Source organism: Bradyrhizobium sp. MI1.11 (assembly GCF_055811255.1).
Genome location: NZ_JBVVPM010000007.1, coordinates 185,173 through 204,228, shown reverse-complemented (window position 1 = coordinate 204,228; position 19,056 = coordinate 185,173). Strand labels below are relative to the sequence as shown.

Genomic DNA, 19,056 nt, shown 5'->3' with positions numbered 1-19,056 from the left:
GCAAGTTCCTTCCGGAACTGCGCCTGTATCGGGAACATCAGGCAATCGAGAAGCGTTGCCCGCTCCAAAGAGGGAGTGGACCAATGCGCGCCTCGACAGCCTATTTCGTCGGTGCAGGAACCATCGTCGCAGCCATCGCCATTGGTCTCGGCGGCGGCATTGTCGCCGGCAATATCATGAATCCGGTCTCGCCCAAGCAGGGGCCTGATACCAGCAAGATCGCGCAGCGCGCTGACGCCAAGCCCGCCACGACGGACGCGCCATCCGAGCGCCTGCAATATCTCACCGGCTCGCAAGCATTCGGCGCCATGGTCGCCGCGCCAGCGCAGGCCGAAGCCAAATCCGACGCCAGATCCGACGCGAAGGCCGAGTCCAAGCCTGAGGCAAAGTCCGAAGCGGTGAAGCCCGACACGCAGACCACTCAAGCCAACGCTGAACAGCCAGCGCAACAGCCTTCGCAAGCGGCCGCGGTGGAGCCCCCGAAACCGCCACCGGCGTCGCCTCCGCAAGTCGCAAAGCCTGCCGAGCGACAGGCATCGACAGAGCCGTCATCCGACAACGCCTATGCCAAAGCCAGGGATTCTGACGTCAAGCGCGCCACGTCTGAACGGCGCCGGACGGAGCGCCGTGAGCGCTGGGCCGAGCGCCGTCATTACGATTTCCGCGAGCCGCGTGGTATGCGCGACCGCACCGATTGGGACGACGTCGCGCGCAACATCCGCGAAGATGCCGATGCACGCGACGTCCCGAGCCGGCCGCACGGCGGTTTTCCGCAGATCAGGCTATTCGGAGACGACGATTAGCGTCCATCCTCTATGACCGGCGCATCGACGTCTATGGCCTGACGGCATTGGCGCCGGCGAGGTTTGTGCTGTGGATGGCGAGCACTTACCCGCCGTGTGACTCCACGACCTTGCGGCAGCCGTCGGAGAGCTTCGACTTGTTCTCGCGCAGGCAGGCATTCATCTGCGGCGGCTTGCCGATGTGTTCGGCGCAGAATTTGCTCGCGTCGCTTCGGCAGGTCATCTGCTCCTGCGGCGTCGGACCCGATTGTGCAGCGGCGGTCTGGGCGGTAGCGGCGAGCAGCAGCACGGCAAGAACCGAAATCTTCATAAAACACCTCCTTGGGAATGTCGTTGGTCCCGCCTGGGATCAAGTGGGCCGGACCATCTCGCGAGCCCCGGGCGCAGGTCCATGCCATGTTCATGGCATCGGCCAGCCCGTCCCGCCGCCGTACCCCCATTTTCATGGCATGTATCAGCGCGCCGTCTTTTGTCATTCAGGCTGCACGTCGGCTGCGAGACCCGGTGATTGCATCGGGCCGCCGAACGGGAAGCAGGAGAGCAAGATGTCGAAAAGAGCGGGAGCGCTGAGCGCCGGGCTGACGATTTTGGCGCTGGCAGGTGCGGCGATGGTTTCGTTGGGCACGAGCCCGGCGCAGGCGGTGGTCTATTGCAAGACGGTCGGCATACCCAAGGGCTGCGTGGTGCGGCCGACAGCGGCAGTGGTTGTTGCGCCGGCCGCCGCGGTCGCGGTCGCGACACCCGGGGTCGGTGCGCCCGGTGTCGGCGTGCGCGCGGGCACGCCGATGAATCGCGGTGGTCCGGTCAATCGCGTCGGCGTGCGCTGAGAAAGACAAAGAGTTCGGGCGAAGGAGCATTGCGGACGACCCCCCCGTCCTCCGCAGGCAAATCATCCGGCCCGTCCCTCTCTCCGCGCGTCCCACACGTTCGGAGAGGGGCTTTTCAGCCGACGGCGGCATCGCTGTCGGGGAAAACCTGCGGCAATTGCAGCCGCACGCGCGTGCCTGAGGAATCCGAGCTCAGATCGAGCATCGCCCCGCAGCGCGCGGCACGGCTCCTCATGTTGCGAAGGCCCCGCGCGGTCTGGCTCGCGTCGGTGGCTCCGCCGCTGCCGACCGGCGCAGAACCGTTCGCAAAGCCCTTGCCGTCATCCGCGACCTTGATCACACCGTACGGTCCCTGACCTTCGTCGACCGTCTCGATGGTGACCGCGATGCGGCGGGCCTCTGCGTGCTTGACCGCATTGGTCACGGCCTCGTCGAGGATGCGCACGATCTGGATGACATGCCATGGCCTGAGCTCGGGATGCAGCGGTAGCCCCTGCGGCGTGGCCACGTGCCAGTCGAGTGCGATGTCGTGCGGTCGCAATTGCGCGGTCGCGCGCTCGCGCCAGGAGCCGAGTGCGAGCATCAGGTCGCCGCCGATGTCGTCCATGGAATCGATGACGAGGCGGAGGTCCTTCAGCGCCGCACGGGCGGCGTCGGTGATGGTCGCGCCCTCGTGCCCGCGCTCGGACAGTGCCACGATGCTGATGAGCTGGCCGCCGAGGCCGTCATGCAGGTCGCGCATCAGCCGCGTGCGCTCATTGGCGAGCGCGGCGGCCCGTGCACGCTCCTCCTCGCGGGCAAAGCTCGCCTTCAGCCGCTCCTCAGCCTCGCGTACGCGCGTCACGAGCTGGTCGGCAAAGCTGTCGACCTGGTTCAGCGCGCGCGCGAACCGCCAGGTCAAGCCGGCGCCGATCGCGACCAGCATCGCCGAATAGGACAGGCGCGAGAGGAAGATGCGCTCGTTGGTCACGATCTCGAACACCGACAGCATGTCGTGGACCCAGCAGATCAGCACGATGGTCACCGCGCAGCCGAGCGTGAAGCTTGCCGCGTCCTGCCGCCGCACCACCGCGGCAGCGGTGACGCAGGCCATCAGGAGCAGGCAGAGACCGACGGTTGGAATGCCAAGCAGGAGAAACAGAATGCGCGGCAGCGGCGGGCCGGCGATCAGTCCGACACCGAACACGACGAGCCCCGGTGCGAACAGCAGCATGCCGTAACGCGGCCAGCGCCAGCCGAAGAACAGCACGCCGAAGACGACGACCAGGGCGCTCTCGATCGGCGCGGACGCGAGCAACACCGCGGCGAGCCGGGACGTGTTGACGGGGGGCGCCGGTGGCGGCGCGAAGGCCTGCACCACGCCGAGTACCATCGCCACGGCGAGAACGCCGTAAACCGGCTCGCGGCGGCGCATCAGCCACATGATCGCCAGGATGACGGCGAGGATCGACTGCCAGGCGGAGAACACCACGGGCAACGTGACGAACATCAGCGTGCGTGTCTCGTAGGCCGGCCGCAAGGCCGCATCCGGCCCGACATAGACGGTATCGAGAAAGCCCTTGAGCGGTCCCCAAACCAACAGCCGCACCGTGATCTCGTTCGCGCCCTCGCGCAGCAGCGAGGACGGGATTGACGCGATCTGGGGAGTGTTGCGGTCGGGCCGGTTGGCGTTGGCATCGCGTCGGGAATCCAGGATGACGACGCCGTTGATTGCGACTTCCACCGCGTTGCTGAAGCGCGGCAGGAATACCGACCATCCCGACGCCACGTCGCCGCGGCGGAACGTGAAGGTGCCGGTGTAGAGCGGCGGGTCGGCCAGGGAATAGCGTGACGACGTGAAATGCGGCAGCGTCACCGGACGTGCCACGCCGTCCTCGCGCAGCGAGAATTCGCTCAGGGCAAAGTCGTCGGGGTCGCTGGGCTGGAGCAGCCGCAGCCCGAGGACGGTCGCGACAACTATGAGCGCCTGGAGCAGCAGATAGGGTACGAGGCGCGAGACCAGCAGCCGGCGCCGCGCGGGTTTGACCGGTGCCTTGGCCGCGATCTCGCTCACAGCTTGATCAGGCCCTGCTGCACCGCTTCGAACACCGCTTCGCTGCGGGTGTGCACTTCTAGCTTGCGATAGATGTTCTTGATGTGGCCGGGCACGGTCTGCCGGGACAGGCCGAGATGGCTCGCGATCTCGGCGTAGCTGAAACCTTTGGCGATGCCCCAGAGGATGTCGATCTCGCGCGGGGTGAGCCTTGCGGTGTTGAGCGCGGGACCAGGCGGAGGCTCGGCCGCATTCTGCGCGGAACCTTGCGTTCTGCGCACGATGAAGCGGGCGATCGAGGCCGAGATCGGCGAATGGCCGGCGACCAGATCGCGCACGGTGGTGGCGATATCAGTGGGGAACGCATCCTTCAGGAGATAGCCGGTGGCGCCGACCGTGATCGCGGAGATCACACTCTCTTCGTCGCCGAGCGCCGAGATCACCATGATCTCGGTGTCGGGAAAGCGTTGCCTTGTCTCGCGGATCAGCTCGACGCCGTGGCCGTCGGGTAGCCGCAGATCGGTGAGCAGCACGCGCGGCGCCCGCTCGCCGAGCCCGGCGCGGGCCTCTGCGAGCGTGCCGGCGCTGCGCACCTCGTAGCCGGCCTTGACCAGCGCGTCGTGGAGCCGCCAGCAGGTCGGCGCGTCGTCCTCGACGAGGAGGATGGTGATGGCCTCACCCGTCTCGCCCTGTTCGGTCATGATCATCGCCCTGCACCGCGTGTCCCCCGCGGCGCAGGGCCAAGTTTAGCCGCCGCACGGACGCCGCGACACCCATAATCATGGGGGCGCATTGTCACTCTTCCGCGCCGTCGCGGACGCCGCCTACCGCTTTGCTGCGGCCGATGGCGTCGACGGCGCGGGCAGATGCTGCACCCTGACCCGCGCCGTGCGGCGTTGCTCGCCCTGGGTTGAGGGGCTGGTGAGATCCTCGCGTCCGCCCAGGATGGCCCCTCTACGAAGCCTCCCCCCGCGGCGGCGGATATCGCCGGGCCAGCGCCGACAACGGCAAGTGTCGCTCGCCCTCCGGCAGCTCCAGATAGGCGAGCACGAGCGGCCGTTTCCAGTCACCGACGCCGAAATTCATCGTCATCCATTTCTGCGGTTCGGGGCCCTCGAGGCCGCGCACCCAGACGAAATAGCGGGGGAGATCGTCGGCTTCCGTTTCGGTCGCGCGTCTCCTGGCCATCAAAGCTGCTCGCCGTATCGTTACGTGTTGCCACACGATATAGGGACTGGCCCGGCGAAGTCGAACCGCCGAGGGAGGGCATGCCGGGAAGCACGCAGCCCTCTTCTGGCATAGTGTCCCAAGGATGCGAGCCGTACGGCCGGCCGCTCTCGTCAGTGCCAGAGTTCGCAGGTCGCAACCCGGTTGATGTCCGCGAGCCGCCGGCTGGTGTCGCCCTCGAGGTCGAGGCTTGCGACCAGCGTCAGCAGGCGATGATAGGCGCCGTCAGCGACCTCGACGGGCAGCGGAGCCTCATCGAACGTGTCGACATAGCTGCCGACGAGGCCGCTCAACAGACGGCACAGGCCGCGCTGTTCGGGGTCGTCGCGGCCGAGCGTCTCGAGCTTTTGCTGAAAGATCCGGAACGTCCGCAGGCCGTGGTGCTGTTGCGAAAGCCAAGTGTGCAGGTCGTTCATATGTGCTCCTTCGAGTTGCGGAAGAAGCTACCGGTTTATACAGGCGGGATGTGACGATTGCTAGGGAGGGGGAGGGACTGGACGCGTTGACCCAGTCCGCTAGCCTCCGCGAGGAAGCTCCGATTTGATCTTTCGATACTGTCCTTCTAGCCTCACCGTAACGTCTCCCTCGCACGGGTGGTGCGAACGCAAGGGTTTGTTCAGTGAGGATTCTGATCGTCGAGGACGATGCCGCCATGGCGCGGGGCCTTGCCGAGCGGCTCAAGCTGTCCGGGTTCGCCGTCGATATCGAGTCTGACGGGGCTTCGGCGGCGCAGACCGCCTTGCTGGAACCCTACAGCCTCATCATCCTGGACATCAACCTGCCGAATGTGTCGGGTTTCGGCGTCCTGCACAAGATACGGCAAGCCGGGTCGACCGTTCCGGTCATGATTCTGACTGCCCGTTACGCGACCGGCGATAAGGTCAGCGGCCTCGATCTTGGCGCCGACGATTATCTCTCCAAGCCATTTGATATCGCCGAATTTGATGCCCGCGTTCGTGCGCTCGTGAGAAGGGGACAGGGGCTTCCCAATCCAACCTTGATCTGTGGCCCGCTCGCGTTCGACCGCGCCGCGGGCACGATTACATTGAGCGGCCGGCCGCTTGAATTGCGACGGCGCGAGTTCGCGGTGCTGGAGGTGCTGATGACCCGCGCCGGCAAAGTCGTCTCCAAGGAGCGCCTGATCGCGGAGGTGTTTGGCTTCGACGAGGCGGTAGCGCCGAACGCGGCGGAACTCTATGTTGGTCGCGTTCGCCAGAAACTCGGTCCCGACGGGCCGCGGATCCGCACCGTCCGCGGGCTAGGGTATCTGCTGGAGGTATAGTGATCGCCACCTGGCGGCCGTCGTTGAGGCGAACACTCCTCACCAATCTGGTGGCGCCCGCCATTGTATTGGCGATGGTGCTTGGAATCGGCGGTATGTTGCTGATTCAGCGGGTTGTCCAGACAGTCCATGACCGGTTGCTCGATGGGTCGATTCTCGCCATCGCCGAACGTGTCGGCGTGGAAGATGGCGAACTGACCGTCGACTTGCCGCAGGTTGCGCTCGGCATGCTGGAGAGCCAGTCGCACGATAGCATCTATTACAGCGTGACTTATCTTGGCGAATTGATCACCGGTTACAAGGATCTTCCGCTCGCAGGGTTCGATCGATTGAAAGCTGGCGAAACCGGACATCGCGATGGCGCGTATCGCGGCAAAACGGTTCGTATCGGCGCGCAGGCGCGGCAGGTCTACGGCAGGCCAGGGCTGGTCCTCGTCGCAGTGGCCGAAACGGTGCAGGCGCGCCGCGTCGTCGAACGTGAAATGCTGATCGGACTGGCGATGCTCGAGGCCGGCTTGATTAGCCTCATCGCTTGCCTCGGCTGGTACGCGGTCGATCGAGGCCTGAGGCCGCTTGGCGAACTCAAACAAGAAATCGACGCGCGCGGCATCCAGGGCGGTCCAAATCTCAGTCCGCTTGACCTTTCCCGGGTGCCGCAGGAAGCTTTAGCACCGGCGCTCGCGGTAAATTCCCTGCTACAGCGGCTGGATCTGGCCATTGGACTGGTGCGCCGATTCACCGCCGATGCCTCGCATCAGATGCGAACGCCGTTGGCGATATTGCGAACGCATCTCGATCTGGTGCGACGCCTGGGGTCGGAGACGCCGGCGGGCCAATCTGCCCTCGACGAGGTCGATAACGCCATCAACCGCCTTGAACGGCTGCTCGAGCAGCTCGTGACACTGGCTCGGGTCGACGAGCAGAACATTGCGCAACCGGCCGCGGAGAACGTTGACCTGAACGAGGTCGCCTTCAATGTCCTGTCGGAGCGTGCCCCACAGGCGTTCGCGCGCGACATCGACGTCCAGTTCGATCGATTTGACGGTCCCGCGGTCATCGCCGGCAATACCGTCCTGATTGGCGAATTGCTGGCAAACCTGATCGACAATGCCATCCGCTACAACCGACCCGGCGGGTTGGTCCTGGTTCGCGCGGTTGTTGACGCCACGACCGCGCGGATTGAAGTCGAGGATACCGGTCCGGGAATTCCGGAGGCCCATCTGGCCCGTGTCTTCGAACGCTTTTATCGGATTCCGACGGCGAACGGCCCTGAGGGTAGCGGCCTTGGACTGGCCATCGTGAAAGCGTTGTCGGACCGTCTCGGGGCTCAAATCGTGCTTGCACCTGGCCCGGAAGGCCGGGGCCTGCGGGTTTCCGTGAGCTTTCCTCTTGCCAAGCGTGATGGTGAAAGCTCAAGTTGAGGCCTGATTGTGCGCCGCTGTAGAAGTGGCTGCAGTCCTGAACAAACTAAAGTCCGCAAAGCGGCTCATGGACGAGGACACGTCACGATGGGGGCTGCCAAAGCCTTGGCCTTGTGCGTTGGAATCTTGCTGGCGTGGCCTGCCATGTCGGAGCAGGCGCAGCTCGGCCCTCTCAAGGGGCAAGCATCAGTTCCCGCCGCAACTCGAGAGCAACTCAACATCGTATCGACGACCCAAGACGCGGACGTCGCCGACTTGCTTGCCGATTTCCGGGCAGGTCATCCGGACATCGAGATCGTCCATACAAAGATCAACTCGAACGAAATCTACAATCAAGTCGTGGATCCCTCGACCTCCAGCGCAGCACCCGGAGATATTGTCTGGAGCTCCGCGATGGATCTGCAGATCAAGCTCGTCAATGACGGCTATGCCCAACCCTATGTCTCGAAGGAAATTGCGCATATCCCGGATTGGGCAATCTGGAAAGACGAAGCCTATGCCATCACGGCGGAGCCGATTGTCATTGTTTATAACAAGAACCTCGTCGCGGAGGGCGATGTTCCTCGAACCCGCGCGGATCTGAAGAGCCTTCTGAGCCGGAAGCCCGATACCTATCGGGGCAAGATCGCAACCTATGACCCGGAGCAGAGTGGGACCGGTTTCCTGTTCATCACGCGCGATGCCGGAATCACCAGGACAACGTGGGATTTGGTCCGTGCCTTTGGCGGCGCCGGTATCAAGCTTTACTCGACCACCGGAACGGTGCTTGATCGAATTTCATCCGGCGAACATCTGATCGCCTACAATATGATAGGGTCTTACGCGATCGAACGGGCCAAGGAAGATGCCTCTATCGGAATCGTGTTTCCTGCCGACTACATCACCTTGATGTCGCGAATAGCCTTCATACCTGTCACTGCGCCGCACCCGGAATCCGCGAAACTGTTTCTTGATTACTTGCTTTCGGAGCGCGGCCAGAAATTTCTCCTGGCCCGGTCGGTTGGTCCTGTGCGCCTCGGTCTCGGCGCACAAGGCGTGATACCTGCGGATCGCAGCGGCGCGGTCAAGCCGATCCATATTGGTGCAGAATTGCTCACCTATCTCGATCAGTCGAAACGAGCGAGCTTTCTCAAAGAGTGGCGCCGCGCATTGCAGGATCGATAGAGATCCAGGGATTTGGATTTCAAACGGAATAACATCCGAGAGAAATCCCCATATCTGCCGGCTCGCCAAGCGCGCCGTCTTCACCTCCGGCTTCGACCAAATTTCCTGCAGGGTGCATCAGCGACAGGTTGATGACAGGCAGCTGATATACGGTGAGGCAGCCTAGCTTGAACGATAGCGCCTCGCGTATCGGTCAATCCGGCCGCGATCAAGTTTGCAACACCTGCCTGACAGGTGAACAAGACAAAGAATCACAAACGATAAAAGGGGAGGACGGCATGACGGCTACCACCGGACAGTCGAAGCTTGGCATGGTGCTCCGCGTCACCAGTGGCAACTTTCTTGAGATGTTCGATTTCTTTCTGTCGGGCGTCTACGCATCGTACATCGCCAAGGCATTCTTCCCGCTTGAAAATGAATACGCGTCACTGCTGCTGACGTTTGTCGCGTTTGGCGCAGGCTTTCTGATGCGTCCACTCGGCGCCATCATCCTCGGCGCCTACGTGGATCGGATCGGGCGGCGCCAAGGCCTGATCGTTACATTATCCATCATGGCTGCCGGAACGGTGCTCATCGCGTTCGTGCCAAGTTACGCAACCATTGGCATCTTGGCCCCGATCCTCGTCTTGATTGGGCGCCTGCTGCAGGGCTTCTCGGCTGGCGTCGAGCTTGGTGGTGTTTCCGTCTATCTCTCGGAAATGGCCACACCGGGAAAGAAGGGTTTTTACGCCAGCTGGCAATCGGCTAGTCAACAGGTCGCGATCATCGTCTCGGCCTCGCTGGGGTTTGCTCTGAATGCATGGCTTGCACCTGCACAACTTAACGATTGGGGCTGGCGCATTCCGTTCTTCATCGGCTGCCTGATCGTTCCTTTCGTGTTCTTCATTCGACGCTCGCTGCAGGAAACCGATGAATTCCTGGCGCGGAAGCATCATCCGACACCCCGCGAGATCTATCGCTCCATCCTCGCAAACTGGAGCGTTGTTCTTGCCGGGATGATGATGGTGATCATGACCACGGTGTCGTTCTACCTCATTACCGTCTACACGCCGACATTCGGCAAATCGGTCCTCAAACTCACCGCGGCCGACGGCCTGATCGTGACGATTTGCGTGGGAATATCGAATTTCATCTGGCTTCCCATCATGGGCTCGTTGTCCGATCGGATTGGTCGTCGGCCGATCCTCATCGCCTTTTCGACTTTGGCATTTCTGACTGCATATCCCGCGCTTTCCTGGTTGGCCGCAGGCCCGACGTTCCCGAAGATGCTGACGGTCCTGCTTTGGTTGTCGTTCATCTACGCCAGCTACAACGGCGCGATGATCGTCGCATTGACCGAAGTCATGCCGGTAGGCGTACGAACGTCGGGATTCTCCCTCGCATATAGTCTGGCAACGACGTTCGGAGGGTTTACGGCAGCGATCTGCACCTGGCTGATCGCTGCCACTGGTGACAATGCATCGCCGGGATATTGGATGAGCGCGGCAGCGCTCTGTGGTCTGGCCGGGACGTACCTCGTTTACAGGCCGCAGGAACGACGCGCGCTATCCGGCGCTAGTTCGGTTGAGACGGCGATAGGGACGTGACCACCAAAGTGCTCGATGATTTCGACCGTCAACGAGCAAGCACAGTCCCCGAATAATAGCATCGAAGGAAATTGCCGATGAGCGTGACGATCGTCGTGCGCAGGCTAGTTGCGCTGAGCTTGCTGATTGTTTTGACGGCCGCGGCGGGAATCGCCGGGGCGTCCGAGGTCAGGGTCATGATCTCGGGAGGCTTGGCGACGCCTTACAAGGAGCTCGTACCGCAATTTGAACGCGCGACGGGAAACACGGTCGTCACGGCCTATGGCCCTTCGATGGGTACGACGGAGAACGCTATCCCAGTGCGACTGGCACGTGGGGAGGCAGCGGACGTGCTCATCATGGTCGGCGACGCGCTGGGCGAGATGATCAAGCAGGGCAGGGCGGTCAGAACCAGCCGCGTCGACCTGGTGCGCTCGCCGATCGGGATCGCGGTACGCGCCGGGACGCCAAAGCCTGATATCAGTACGTCCGACGCATTGAAACAGGCACTGTTGAACGCGAAGTCGGTTGCATACTCCGATAGCGCCAGCGGCGTCTATGTCGGCAACGAGCTGTTCAAGCGTCTCGGGATTGCGGCCGAGATGAAGGACAAAGCCAAGATGATTCCGGCCGAGCCGGTCGCCAGTGTTGTTGCACGCGGTGACGCCGAACTCGGCTTTCAACAGATCAGCGAACTCCTGCCGATCGCTGGAGCCGACCTTGTCGGGCCGCTCCCGTCAGACGTCCAGAAAATTACGATCTTTTCTGCAGGCATAACCTCCAGCGCCGATCAGCCAGAAGCCGGACGGGCTCTCATTGCCTTCCTCGCTTCAGCTGCAGCCGCTCCGACTCTGAAAAAAGCGGGTCTCGATCCCCTTGCCGCATCGGAGAAATAGACCGGCTTCAGATCTGCGGGACGCGCACGATTGCAGCGAAGGGGGGACTTGATCATGAAGCAGTATCTCAACAGCTTCGGCGCACGCCAGACACTTGTCGTCGGTGCAAAGACCTGCGCCTACTATTCGCTTGCCGCAGCGGAAAAAGAATGGCCTTCCCAGCATCTCCAGAAGCTCGCGATCGAGATCCGCGAGTCCGATGGTGCGAATAAGGCCATCATTCCCTTGACCTGCCGCATCGATACGCTCGACGAGCTCGAATATTTCCGCAACGGCGGAATTCTTCAATACGTCCTGCGCCAACTGGCTGCCTGACCGTCAACCCGAAACGAGGACGCCATGCCAATGAATTCCGCGCCGCTACCGAGGATCGAAGCGGAAACCATGCGCCGCATTACATGGCGCCTGCTTCCGTTTTTCATGGTTTGCTATTTCATTTCGTACGTCGACCGCGTCAATGCCGGGTTTGCGGCCCTGCAAATGAACAAGGATCTGGGCCTGACGCAGGCTGCTTTCGGGGCGGGCGGGGCGCTGTTCTATATCGCCTACATTATTTTCGAGGTCCCCAGTAATCTGGCGATGCAGAAAGTTGGCGCGCGGATCTGGATCGCGCGCATTATGATCACATGGGGGATGGTCGGTATTCTCTCCGCTTTTGCGGTAGGGCCGGTTACTTTTTATCTGAGCCGGTTTTTGTTGGGTGCAGCGGAGGCCGGGTTCTTTCCTGGTGTGATCCTGTATCTGACCTTCTGGTTTCCGGCGGCTTATCGCGCACGGATCGTTGCGGTTTTCATGGTGGCCATACCGCTATCGAGCTTTCTGGGATCGCCGATATCCGGCGCCTTGCTGGCGATGGATGGCTTGCTGGGTCTGCGTGGTTGGCAGTGGCTTTTCATCGTTGAAGCCATCCCAGCCGTCCTGCTCGGCCTGGTCTCGTTCTTCGGGCTTCCGAACAAACCCGCTGATGCAAAGTGGCTCGAGCCGGAGGCGCGCAATTGGCTCGACGCGCGCCTGCAGTCCGAGCGATCGATGGCGAAGCAGGGCGGCCACATGTCGCTGTGGCAAATCCTGACTAACAAATATGTGCTCATCCTCGGTTTGATCTATGCGGGGAGCTCGGCCACGAGCAACGCGTTGTCGCTGTGGCAGCCTCAGATCGTGAAATCGTTCGGGATGTCCGACATGGAGACCGGATTCCTGAATGCCATCCCGTTTGGCATTGCCTCCGTCGCGATGATCTTTTGGGGAAGATATTCGGACAGGTCGAACGCCCATGCTCAAAACACCGCAATACCGCTTGCGTTATGCGCAACCGCGCTGCTTGCGACCATGCTCACGAGTTCATTACCCGTGACGCTCGCTATTCTGAGCGTAGTCTTGATCGGCAATTATTCGATCAAGGGACCATTCTGGGCCTTGGCGACGGGGACACTTTCTCCGGCTACGGCTGCGGCCGGAATTGCCGGCATTAATACCCTGTCGCACATCGGTACTTCGGGCGCGGTGTGGCTGCTCGGTGTCATCAAGGAGGCGACGGGTAGCTTCCCCATGGCCTTGATTCCGCTGGCTCTGCTTCAAATCGCGGGAATCGTCGCGGTGCTTTGGATCAACAAGCAGGAAATGCTCCCCGCCACTTCCGCCGCAAGCCCCGTACATTGAGCGCAGGCAACATGTCTGACATCCACAAATCCCCGCGGCTCTCCACCAGGATATAAAAATGTCTGCTCAATCCAAAACGAAGCGGCCCGCCACGCTCATTCCAGGCGATGGTATCGGCCCCGAGATCGTGAAATCGGCCGTAGACATTCTCGAAGCGCTCGGCTCTCCATTCGAATGGGACATCCAGCAGGGGGGCCTGGCCGCGATCGAGGCAAGCCGTGATCCGCTGCCGCAGGCGACGCTGGACAGCATCCGACGCACGCGGCTCGCCCTGAAGGGCCCGCTGACGACGCCGGTGGGGGGAGGATTCCGCTCGATCAATGTTCGTCTGCGCGAAGAATTCGGCCTTTACGCCAATTTGCGGCCGGTTCGAAGCATGGTTCCCGGAGGACGATTCGACGACATCGATATCGTGCTGGTGCGAGAGAACCTCGGCGGCCTCTATGTCGCTTTCGAACACTACATCCCGATCGGGGACGATCCGCACGCGGTCGCCATTTCGACCGGGGTCAACACCCGCGAAGGATCGCGCAAGATCATCGAATTCGCATTCGACTACGCGCTCAAGAACGGTCGCAAGAAGGTGACCGTCGTGCACAAGGCCAACGTGCTGAAGGCGCTGACCGGCATCTTTCTCGAGGTCGGGCACGAGGTTGCAAAGAAGTACGAGGGCAGGGTCAAAATGGACGATCGCATCGTCGATGCCACGGCGATGCAGCTCGTCATGAATCCCTGGCAGTTCGACGTCATCGTCACCACCAATTTGTTCGGCGACATCCTGTCCGATCAGCTCGCCGGCCTGGTCGGCGGTCTCGGGATGGCTCCCGGTGCCAACATTGGACCGGATGCGGCGATCTTCGAGGCCGTGCACGGCTCGGCGCCGGATATCGCCGGCAAGGGAATCGCCAATCCGCTGGCTTTACTGCTGGCGGTCGGGCTGATGCTGGAGCACATTGATCAGCCTGATCTTGCAAACCGTCTTAGAGCGGCAATTGATCAGGTCCTGCGCAAGGACGGCGTTCGCACGCCCGATCTGGGCGGCAAGGCGTCCACTGGCGACTTCACGCAAAGCATCATCCGTCGATTGGGAGGGTAAGCAATGACCGCTATTGTTGCATCGCACGCGGCAATCCCCGCTGATAGCACGGCGCAAAAGCTCTCGCGTATCAAAGCGATCGTGGCAGCCTCATCGGGAAATCTTGTCGAGTGGTACGACTTTTATGCTTACGCATTTACCTCGATCTATTTCGCCGCCGCGTTCTTCCCGTCGGGCGACCAGACCAGCCAGTTGCTGGCGACGGCCGGCATTTTCGCCGTAGGGTTCTTCATGCGGCCGCTCGGTGGCTGGCTGTTCGGTTGGATCGCCGACGCGCATGGCCGCAAGAATTCGATGGTGCTGTCGGTGCTCCTGATGTGCGCCGGATCGCTGATGATCGGGATGCTACCCACGTACCAAACAATCGGCGCCGCAGCGCCGGCTTTGCTGCTGTTTGCGCGCATGGCGCAGGGCCTGTCGGTCGGCGGCGAGTATGGAACGGCGGCAACTTATATGAGCGAGATTGCCGGCAAGGGCAACCGCGGGTTCTATTCGTCCTTCCAGTATGTCACGCTCATCGGCGGGCAACTTCTCGCGCTCCTCGTGGTGGTGGTTCTGCAACAGACATTGTCCCTCGACGAGCTGAAGGAATGGGGCTGGCGAGTTCCGTTCCTGTTCGGAGCCGTCGCAGCGGTTGTGGCGTTGTATCTCCGCCGCTCGTTGCAGGAGACGGCGTCGGCCGAGACCATGCATCGCAAGGAGGCTGGTTCTCTCTCCGGTCTCTTGCGTCACAAGCGCGCGCTCCTGATCGTTCTCGCATTTACCATCGGCGGGTCGCTCTTCTTCTATACGTTCACGACCTACATGCAGAAGTTCCTTGTCAACAGCGTGAAGCTCGATGCCAAGGTGGTCAGCTCGATCATGACCGTGGCGCTGATCGCTTTCATGCTGCTGCAACCGGTGTTCGGGGCGCTCTCGGACCGGATTGGTCGCCGCAACAACATGCTTCTGTTCAGCGGATGCGCGACGCTCGCCGCGGTGCCGCTGTTGATGATGTTGTCCGGCACGACCAACGTCTATGCCGTTTTCGGCCTGATCATGGTCGGCCTCATGATTGCATGTTTCTACACCTCGATCAGCGGCGTCGTGAAGGCCGAGCTGTTTCCGCCCGAGGTGCGCGCGCTTGGGGTCGGGCTTCCTTACGCCATTGCAAATGCGATGTTCGGCGGAACCGCCGAATATGTTGCGTTGTCACTGAAATCGTCCGGATACGAAACGGTATTCTTCTGGTACGTCGCGGCGATGGCTTTCGTCGCCTTCATTGCCTCGCTCTGGATGCCAGATACGAGGACGCGAGGCTATCTCGAAGGCGATGGCCGGATCTGAATCGAACACCACGGGCTTCGTCCATGCGTGGGACGGTGTCTGCTGAGAAGTGAATTGAAAAAGGAGACGCGCTAATGCCGAAGGGGTCAGATCTATTGGTTGCCGCACTCGAGAACGAGGGCGTCGACCGAATTTTCGGCGTTCCCGGTGAAGAGAATCTCGATGTCGTGGAAAGCTTGCGCAACTCGTCGATCAAGCTGATCCTGACGCGCCACGAGCAGGGCGCGGCCTTCATGGCCGCGACTTATGGACGGCTGACCGGCAAGCCCGGCGTGTGCATCACCACGCTAGGCCCGGGCGCATTGAACCTGACGACTGGCGCCGCCTACGCGTTGCTCGGCGCCATGCCCATGATCATGCTCACGGGTCAGAAGGGCATCATGAGCAGCCGGCAGGCCAAATTCCAGATCGTCGACGTCGTTAGCGCATTCAAGCCGTTGACCAAGCTGTCGCTCCAGATCGTCAGCACAAGCGGCATTCCGACAATCGTTCGCGATGCCTTCCGGATCGCCATGGAAGAGCGTCCGGGTCCGGTTCTTCTGGAACTGCCCGAGGACATCGCGGGCGAGGAAGCCGAAGACGTCGCGATGGTGGCGCCGCATCCGATCGAGATCCCGGTCGCCCATCGCGCCTCGCTGGACCGCGCCGCCGACATGATCCTCAAGGCCAAGCGGCCCTTGATCATGCTCGGCGCTGCCGCGTCCCGGCCGCGCAGCACGGCTGGCATCGGCGGCTTCGTCCGCCGCACGAAAATTCCGTTCTTCACCACACAAATGGGCAAAGGAACGGTGCCCGGCGGCAGCAATCTCTACATGGGAACGGCGGCGCTCAGCGAGCGCGATTACGTGCACGAGGCGGTCGACCGGGCCGACCTGATTATTGCCATCGGTCACGACACCATCGAGAAGCCGCCATTCATCATGGGCCCGAAAGGTCCTCAAGTCATCCACGTCAGCTACACGCCAGCCAACGTGGAGCGGGTCTACTTTCCGCAGTGCGAGGTGGTCGGCGATGTCGGGCCGAGCCTGGAGTTGCTGGCGGACCGTCTCGAGGGGCGACTGCATCATGCCGGCGCGCTGTTAAGCCTTCGCGAAAGTATTTTGGCCCGGATCGGCGATCGCGCCACCGAGGAGCGCTGGCCGCCGACGCCGCAACGAATCGTGCACGATGTGCGAAAGGTTATTCCCGAAGACGGCGTCGTCGCGCTGGATAACGGGATGTACAAGATCTGGTTCGCCCGCAACTATCGCACCTATGTGGCGAACACGCTGCTGCTGGATAACGCGCTGGCGACAATGGGCGCCGGGCTGCCATCCGCCATGATGGCGGCGATGTTGCATCCGGAACGTCGCGTGCTCGCGGTCTGCGGCGATGGCGGCTTCATGATGAATTCGCAGGAGATGGAAACCGCGGTTCGCCTTAAATTGAATCTCGTCGTGCTGATCCTGGAAGATTCGGCTTATGGCATGATCCGCTGGAAGCAGGCGGTCGATAGTTTCCCGGACTTTGGCCTCACGTTCGGCAATCCGGACTTCGTCAAATATGCCGAGAGCTACGGCGCGAAAGGCTCGCGGGTCGAAAGCACGGATTCACTGATTCCGACACTCGAGAACGCGTTCAAGGGTGGCGGTGTGCACCTCGTCGTGGTGCCGATCGACTACAGCGAAAATACGCGCGTGCTGGTGGATGAACTTCGCGAGAAGCTGAAACAGGTCGTTGAGCCGACGGTGTGAGCCGTCGGCAAGGGTCATTGATTGGCTGAGCTGAAATTGGCGTGATCGCAAACGCCGGCAATGGAGAGTGCAATGAGTGAGCAGATCAACGAGCAGGCCGAGAAGATGCGGGAAATGGCGCAGACCACGCTCGATAAGGCGAAAGAGGCTGTGTCGAAATACATAACCGAATCCCAGAAATTGAGAGAGAAGGCCGATTCCAGCGTTCGCTCAACCTATTCGGCTGCGAAGGAGATGAACGAAAGGGCCGTTGCGTTCGCCGAGGAAAATGTGGCTTCGGGTTTCGAGCTTGCGCAACGGCTGTTGCATGCCAAGGACCCGCAGGAAATGAGTGCGGTTTACCAAAGCCATCTCAAGGAGCAGATGGACAAAATGAACGCGCAGTTTCGCGAGCTTGCAAGTGCGATGAGCCCGCCGTCGACCGTTGACCTGAATAAGTAGGACCGCTCGCCTCAAAGCGACGATCGTATCGCTTGATAACAGGATGGTGCCTGCACGCGGTCGGAGTGCGGACGGTGCATCATTCGCTCAAGACAATCGCATCATGATGCGTCGGGAAGGGCTGCAAAGTGCGCGTAGACAAGTCGGATACCGCGCCGACCGCCATCCGTTCGTTGATGGGTGCGGGCGAAGGGCCGGTTAAACAGACCAGCCGTGCATCGCTGCGGTTGCTCGGCTCGGTCGGCGAACCGATCAATCCGGAGGCCTGGGATTGGTATCACCGCGTCGTCGGCGATGGACGTTGTCCGATCGTCGATACCTGGTGGCAGACCAAGACCGCTGGCATCCTGATCTCGCCGCTTTCCGGCGCGACCGCTTTGAAGCCAGGTTCGGCAACCCTGCCGTTCTTCGGGGTGATGCCGGAAGTTGTAGACGCAAATGGCGCCGTGCTGACCGGCGCGTGCGAAGGCAATCTCGTCATTGCCGATTCCTGGCCGGGCCAGATGCGCACGGTCTACGGCGATCACGAGCGCTTCATGCAAACCTATTTTGCGACCTATCCGGGCAAGTATTTCACAGACGATGGCTGCCGGCGCGACGCCGACGGCTACTACTGGATCACCGGCCGCGTCGACGACGTGATCAACGTCTCCGGCCACCGCATGGGGACCGCCGAAGTCGAAAGCGCGCTGGTGGCACATCAGAAGGTTTCCGAAGCCGCTGTCGTCGGCTTTCCGCACGACATCAAGGGGCAGGGCATCTACGCTTACGTCACCTTGATGTCCGATGCGGAGCCATCCGGGGAATTGCGCAAGGAGCTGGTGGCCTGGGTCCGCAAGGAGATCGGACCAATCGCCGCACCCGATGTCATTCAGTTTGCGCCGGGCCTGCCCAAGACCCGCTCTGGAAAGATCATGCGTCGGATTTTGCGCAAGATCGCCGAGAACGAAGTTGGCGCGCTCGGCGACACCTCGACCCTAGCCGATCCCGCCGTGGTCGATGATCTCATCAAGAACTGCCATAGCCAAAAGACGGGGCCGAAATGAATATCGAGGCGATCTCGATCGGCGACAATCCTCCTGAAGACGTCAATGTCATCATCGAGGTCCCAATCGGCGGTGAACCGATCAAATACGAAATGAACAAGGCTGCGGGCGCGCTGTTCGTCGATCGCTTCCTGTATACGCCAATGCGCTATCCCGGAAATTATGGCTTCGTGCCGCACACGCTTTCGGATGATGGGGATCCGATCGACGTGCTCGTGGCCAACTCGCGGCCGATCGCTCCTGGTGCCGTGATCAATGTCGGGCCGATCGGCGTACTCAAGATGGACGACGAGGGCGGCGGCGACGAGAAGATCATCGCCGTGCCGATGCCAAAACTGACAATGCGCTACGCCCACGTCAACGGGATCGCCGACATGCCGCAGATCGCGATCGAGCAGATCCAGCACTTCTTTGAGCACTACAAGGATCTGGAGCCGGGAAAGTGGGTCAAGGTGGTCGGCTGGGGTGACAGTGCTGAAGCGCGCCGACTGATCGTCGAGGCAATCGCCCGGGCAAAGAGCTAAAACCGAGATATGGG

The 19,056-nt window shown here is 61.7% G+C and carries 19 protein-coding genes and 1 pseudogene; 15 read left to right on the top strand and 5 right to left on the bottom strand.

Annotated features, from left to right (window positions below; translation table 11 throughout):
* Nucleotides 1-83: 83 nt before the first annotated feature.
* The gene (locus tag AC0L30_RS10155; protein WP_354169229.1) at nt 84-803 is read left to right on the top strand and encodes a hypothetical protein; all 720 of its coding nucleotides are present in this window, start codon (nt 84-86) and stop codon (nt 801-803) included.
* Between the two features lie 85 nt (nt 804-888).
* Here AC0L30_RS10155 and AC0L30_RS10150 read toward each other — a convergent pair whose 3' ends face one another.
* Nucleotides 889-1,113 (bottom strand): cysteine rich repeat-containing protein, encoded by a 225-nt coding sequence (locus tag AC0L30_RS10150; protein WP_007597470.1) that lies wholly within the window; start codon nt 1,111-1,113, stop codon nt 889-891.
* Between the two features lie 235 nt (nt 1,114-1,348).
* Between AC0L30_RS10150 and AC0L30_RS10145 the strand changes: the two genes are divergently transcribed.
* Nucleotides 1,349-1,630: a hypothetical protein gene (locus AC0L30_RS10145; RefSeq protein WP_007597469.1), complete on the top strand. Its 282-nt coding sequence runs from the start codon at nt 1,349-1,351 to the stop codon at nt 1,628-1,630.
* Nucleotides 1,631-1,745: 115 nt separating this feature from the next.
* Here the strand turns inward: AC0L30_RS10145 and AC0L30_RS10140 are convergent, their stop codons facing one another.
* From AC0L30_RS10140 to AC0L30_RS10125, 4 genes are all read right to left on the bottom strand, one after another.
* Nucleotides 1,746-3,683 carry an ATP-binding protein gene (locus tag AC0L30_RS10140; protein ID WP_473404219.1) on the bottom strand — a complete coding sequence of 646 codons (1,938 nt, stop codon included), beginning with the start codon at nt 3,681-3,683 and terminating at the stop codon, nt 1,746-1,748.
* Complete coding sequence (locus tag AC0L30_RS10135; RefSeq protein WP_219680579.1) at nt 3,680-4,363, bottom strand: response regulator; 684 nt, start codon at nt 4,361-4,363, stop codon at nt 3,680-3,682. The genes AC0L30_RS10140 and AC0L30_RS10135 overlap by 4 nt, the downstream gene beginning before the upstream one ends.
* Before the next feature lie 253 nt (nt 4,364-4,616).
* A complete protein-coding gene (locus AC0L30_RS10130; RefSeq protein ID WP_007597466.1) occupies nt 4,617-4,850 on the bottom strand; it encodes a hypothetical protein in 234 nt (77 codons plus the stop codon).
* 152 nt (nt 4,851-5,002) lie between these two features.
* Nucleotides 5,003-5,305 (bottom strand): hypothetical protein, encoded by a 303-nt coding sequence (locus tag AC0L30_RS10125; protein ID WP_219680573.1) that lies wholly within the window; start codon nt 5,303-5,305, stop codon nt 5,003-5,005.
* A gap of 203 nt (nt 5,306-5,508) precedes the next feature.
* On the opposite strand from AC0L30_RS10125, the gene AC0L30_RS10120 reads away from it, so the two are divergent.
* The 13 genes and pseudogenes from AC0L30_RS10120 to ppa all read left to right on the top strand — a co-directional run bounded on the left by AC0L30_RS10120 (nt 5,509) and on the right by ppa (nt 19,042).
* Nucleotides 5,509-6,171: a response regulator transcription factor gene (locus AC0L30_RS10120; RefSeq protein WP_007597464.1), complete on the top strand. Its 663-nt coding sequence runs from the start codon at nt 5,509-5,511 to the stop codon at nt 6,169-6,171.
* On the top strand, nt 6,171-7,592 hold the full coding sequence (locus AC0L30_RS10115; protein ID WP_007597459.1) for a sensor histidine kinase: 1,422 nt from the start codon (nt 6,171-6,173) through the stop codon (nt 7,590-7,592). Before AC0L30_RS10120 ends, AC0L30_RS10115 begins: the two co-directional genes overlap by 1 nt.
* Nucleotides 7,593-7,679: 87 nt before the next feature.
* Nucleotides 7,680-8,756 carry an ABC transporter substrate-binding protein gene (locus tag AC0L30_RS10110; protein ID WP_007597457.1) on the top strand — a complete coding sequence of 359 codons (1,077 nt, stop codon included), beginning with the start codon at nt 7,680-7,682 and terminating at the stop codon, nt 8,754-8,756.
* 278 nt (nt 8,757-9,034) lie between these two features.
* On the top strand, nt 9,035-10,342 hold the full coding sequence (tcuC, locus tag AC0L30_RS10105) for an MFS transporter (RefSeq protein ID WP_354200368.1): 1,308 nt from the start codon (nt 9,035-9,037) through the stop codon (nt 10,340-10,342).
* Between the two features lie 77 nt (nt 10,343-10,419).
* Nucleotides 10,420-11,217 carry a substrate-binding domain-containing protein gene (locus AC0L30_RS10100; protein WP_354126857.1) on the top strand — a complete coding sequence of 266 codons (798 nt, stop codon included), beginning with the start codon at nt 10,420-10,422 and terminating at the stop codon, nt 11,215-11,217.
* Nucleotides 11,218-11,271: 54 nt separating this feature from the next.
* Nucleotides 11,272-11,532 carry a hypothetical protein gene (locus AC0L30_RS10095; protein WP_007597450.1) on the top strand — a complete coding sequence of 87 codons (261 nt, stop codon included), beginning with the start codon at nt 11,272-11,274 and terminating at the stop codon, nt 11,530-11,532.
* 24 nt (nt 11,533-11,556) lie between these two features.
* Nucleotides 11,557-12,876 carry an MFS transporter gene (locus AC0L30_RS10090; RefSeq protein WP_007597448.1) on the top strand — a complete coding sequence of 440 codons (1,320 nt, stop codon included), beginning with the start codon at nt 11,557-11,559 and terminating at the stop codon, nt 12,874-12,876.
* Between the two features lie 58 nt (nt 12,877-12,934).
* The gene (locus AC0L30_RS10085) at nt 12,935-13,972 is read left to right on the top strand and encodes an isocitrate/isopropylmalate dehydrogenase family protein (protein ID WP_007597446.1); all 1,038 of its coding nucleotides are present in this window, start codon (nt 12,935-12,937) and stop codon (nt 13,970-13,972) included.
* A gap of 3 nt (nt 13,973-13,975) precedes the next feature.
* A complete protein-coding gene (locus AC0L30_RS10080; protein ID WP_007597444.1) occupies nt 13,976-15,298 on the top strand; it encodes an MFS family transporter in 1,323 nt (440 codons plus the stop codon).
* Nucleotides 15,299-15,372: 74 nt separating this feature from the next.
* Complete coding sequence (locus tag AC0L30_RS10075) at nt 15,373-17,031, top strand: acetolactate synthase large subunit (protein WP_354199956.1); 1,659 nt, start codon at nt 15,373-15,375, stop codon at nt 17,029-17,031.
* A 72-nt stretch (nt 17,032-17,103) separates the two neighbouring features.
* Nucleotides 17,104-17,472, top strand: coding sequence for a phasin family protein (locus AC0L30_RS10070; protein ID WP_007597440.1), 369 nt, complete (start codon nt 17,104-17,106; stop codon nt 17,470-17,472).
* Between the two features lie 143 nt (nt 17,473-17,615).
* Nucleotides 17,616-18,518: pseudogene (locus tag AC0L30_RS10065) on the top strand (AMP-binding enzyme); the annotation flags it as partial.
* On the top strand, nt 18,515-19,042 hold the full coding sequence (gene ppa, locus AC0L30_RS10060; RefSeq protein ID WP_473404218.1) for an inorganic diphosphatase: 528 nt from the start codon (nt 18,515-18,517) through the stop codon (nt 19,040-19,042). The pseudogene AC0L30_RS10065 and the gene ppa, both read left to right, overlap by 4 nt.
* Nucleotides 19,043-19,056 lie beyond the last annotated feature (14 nt).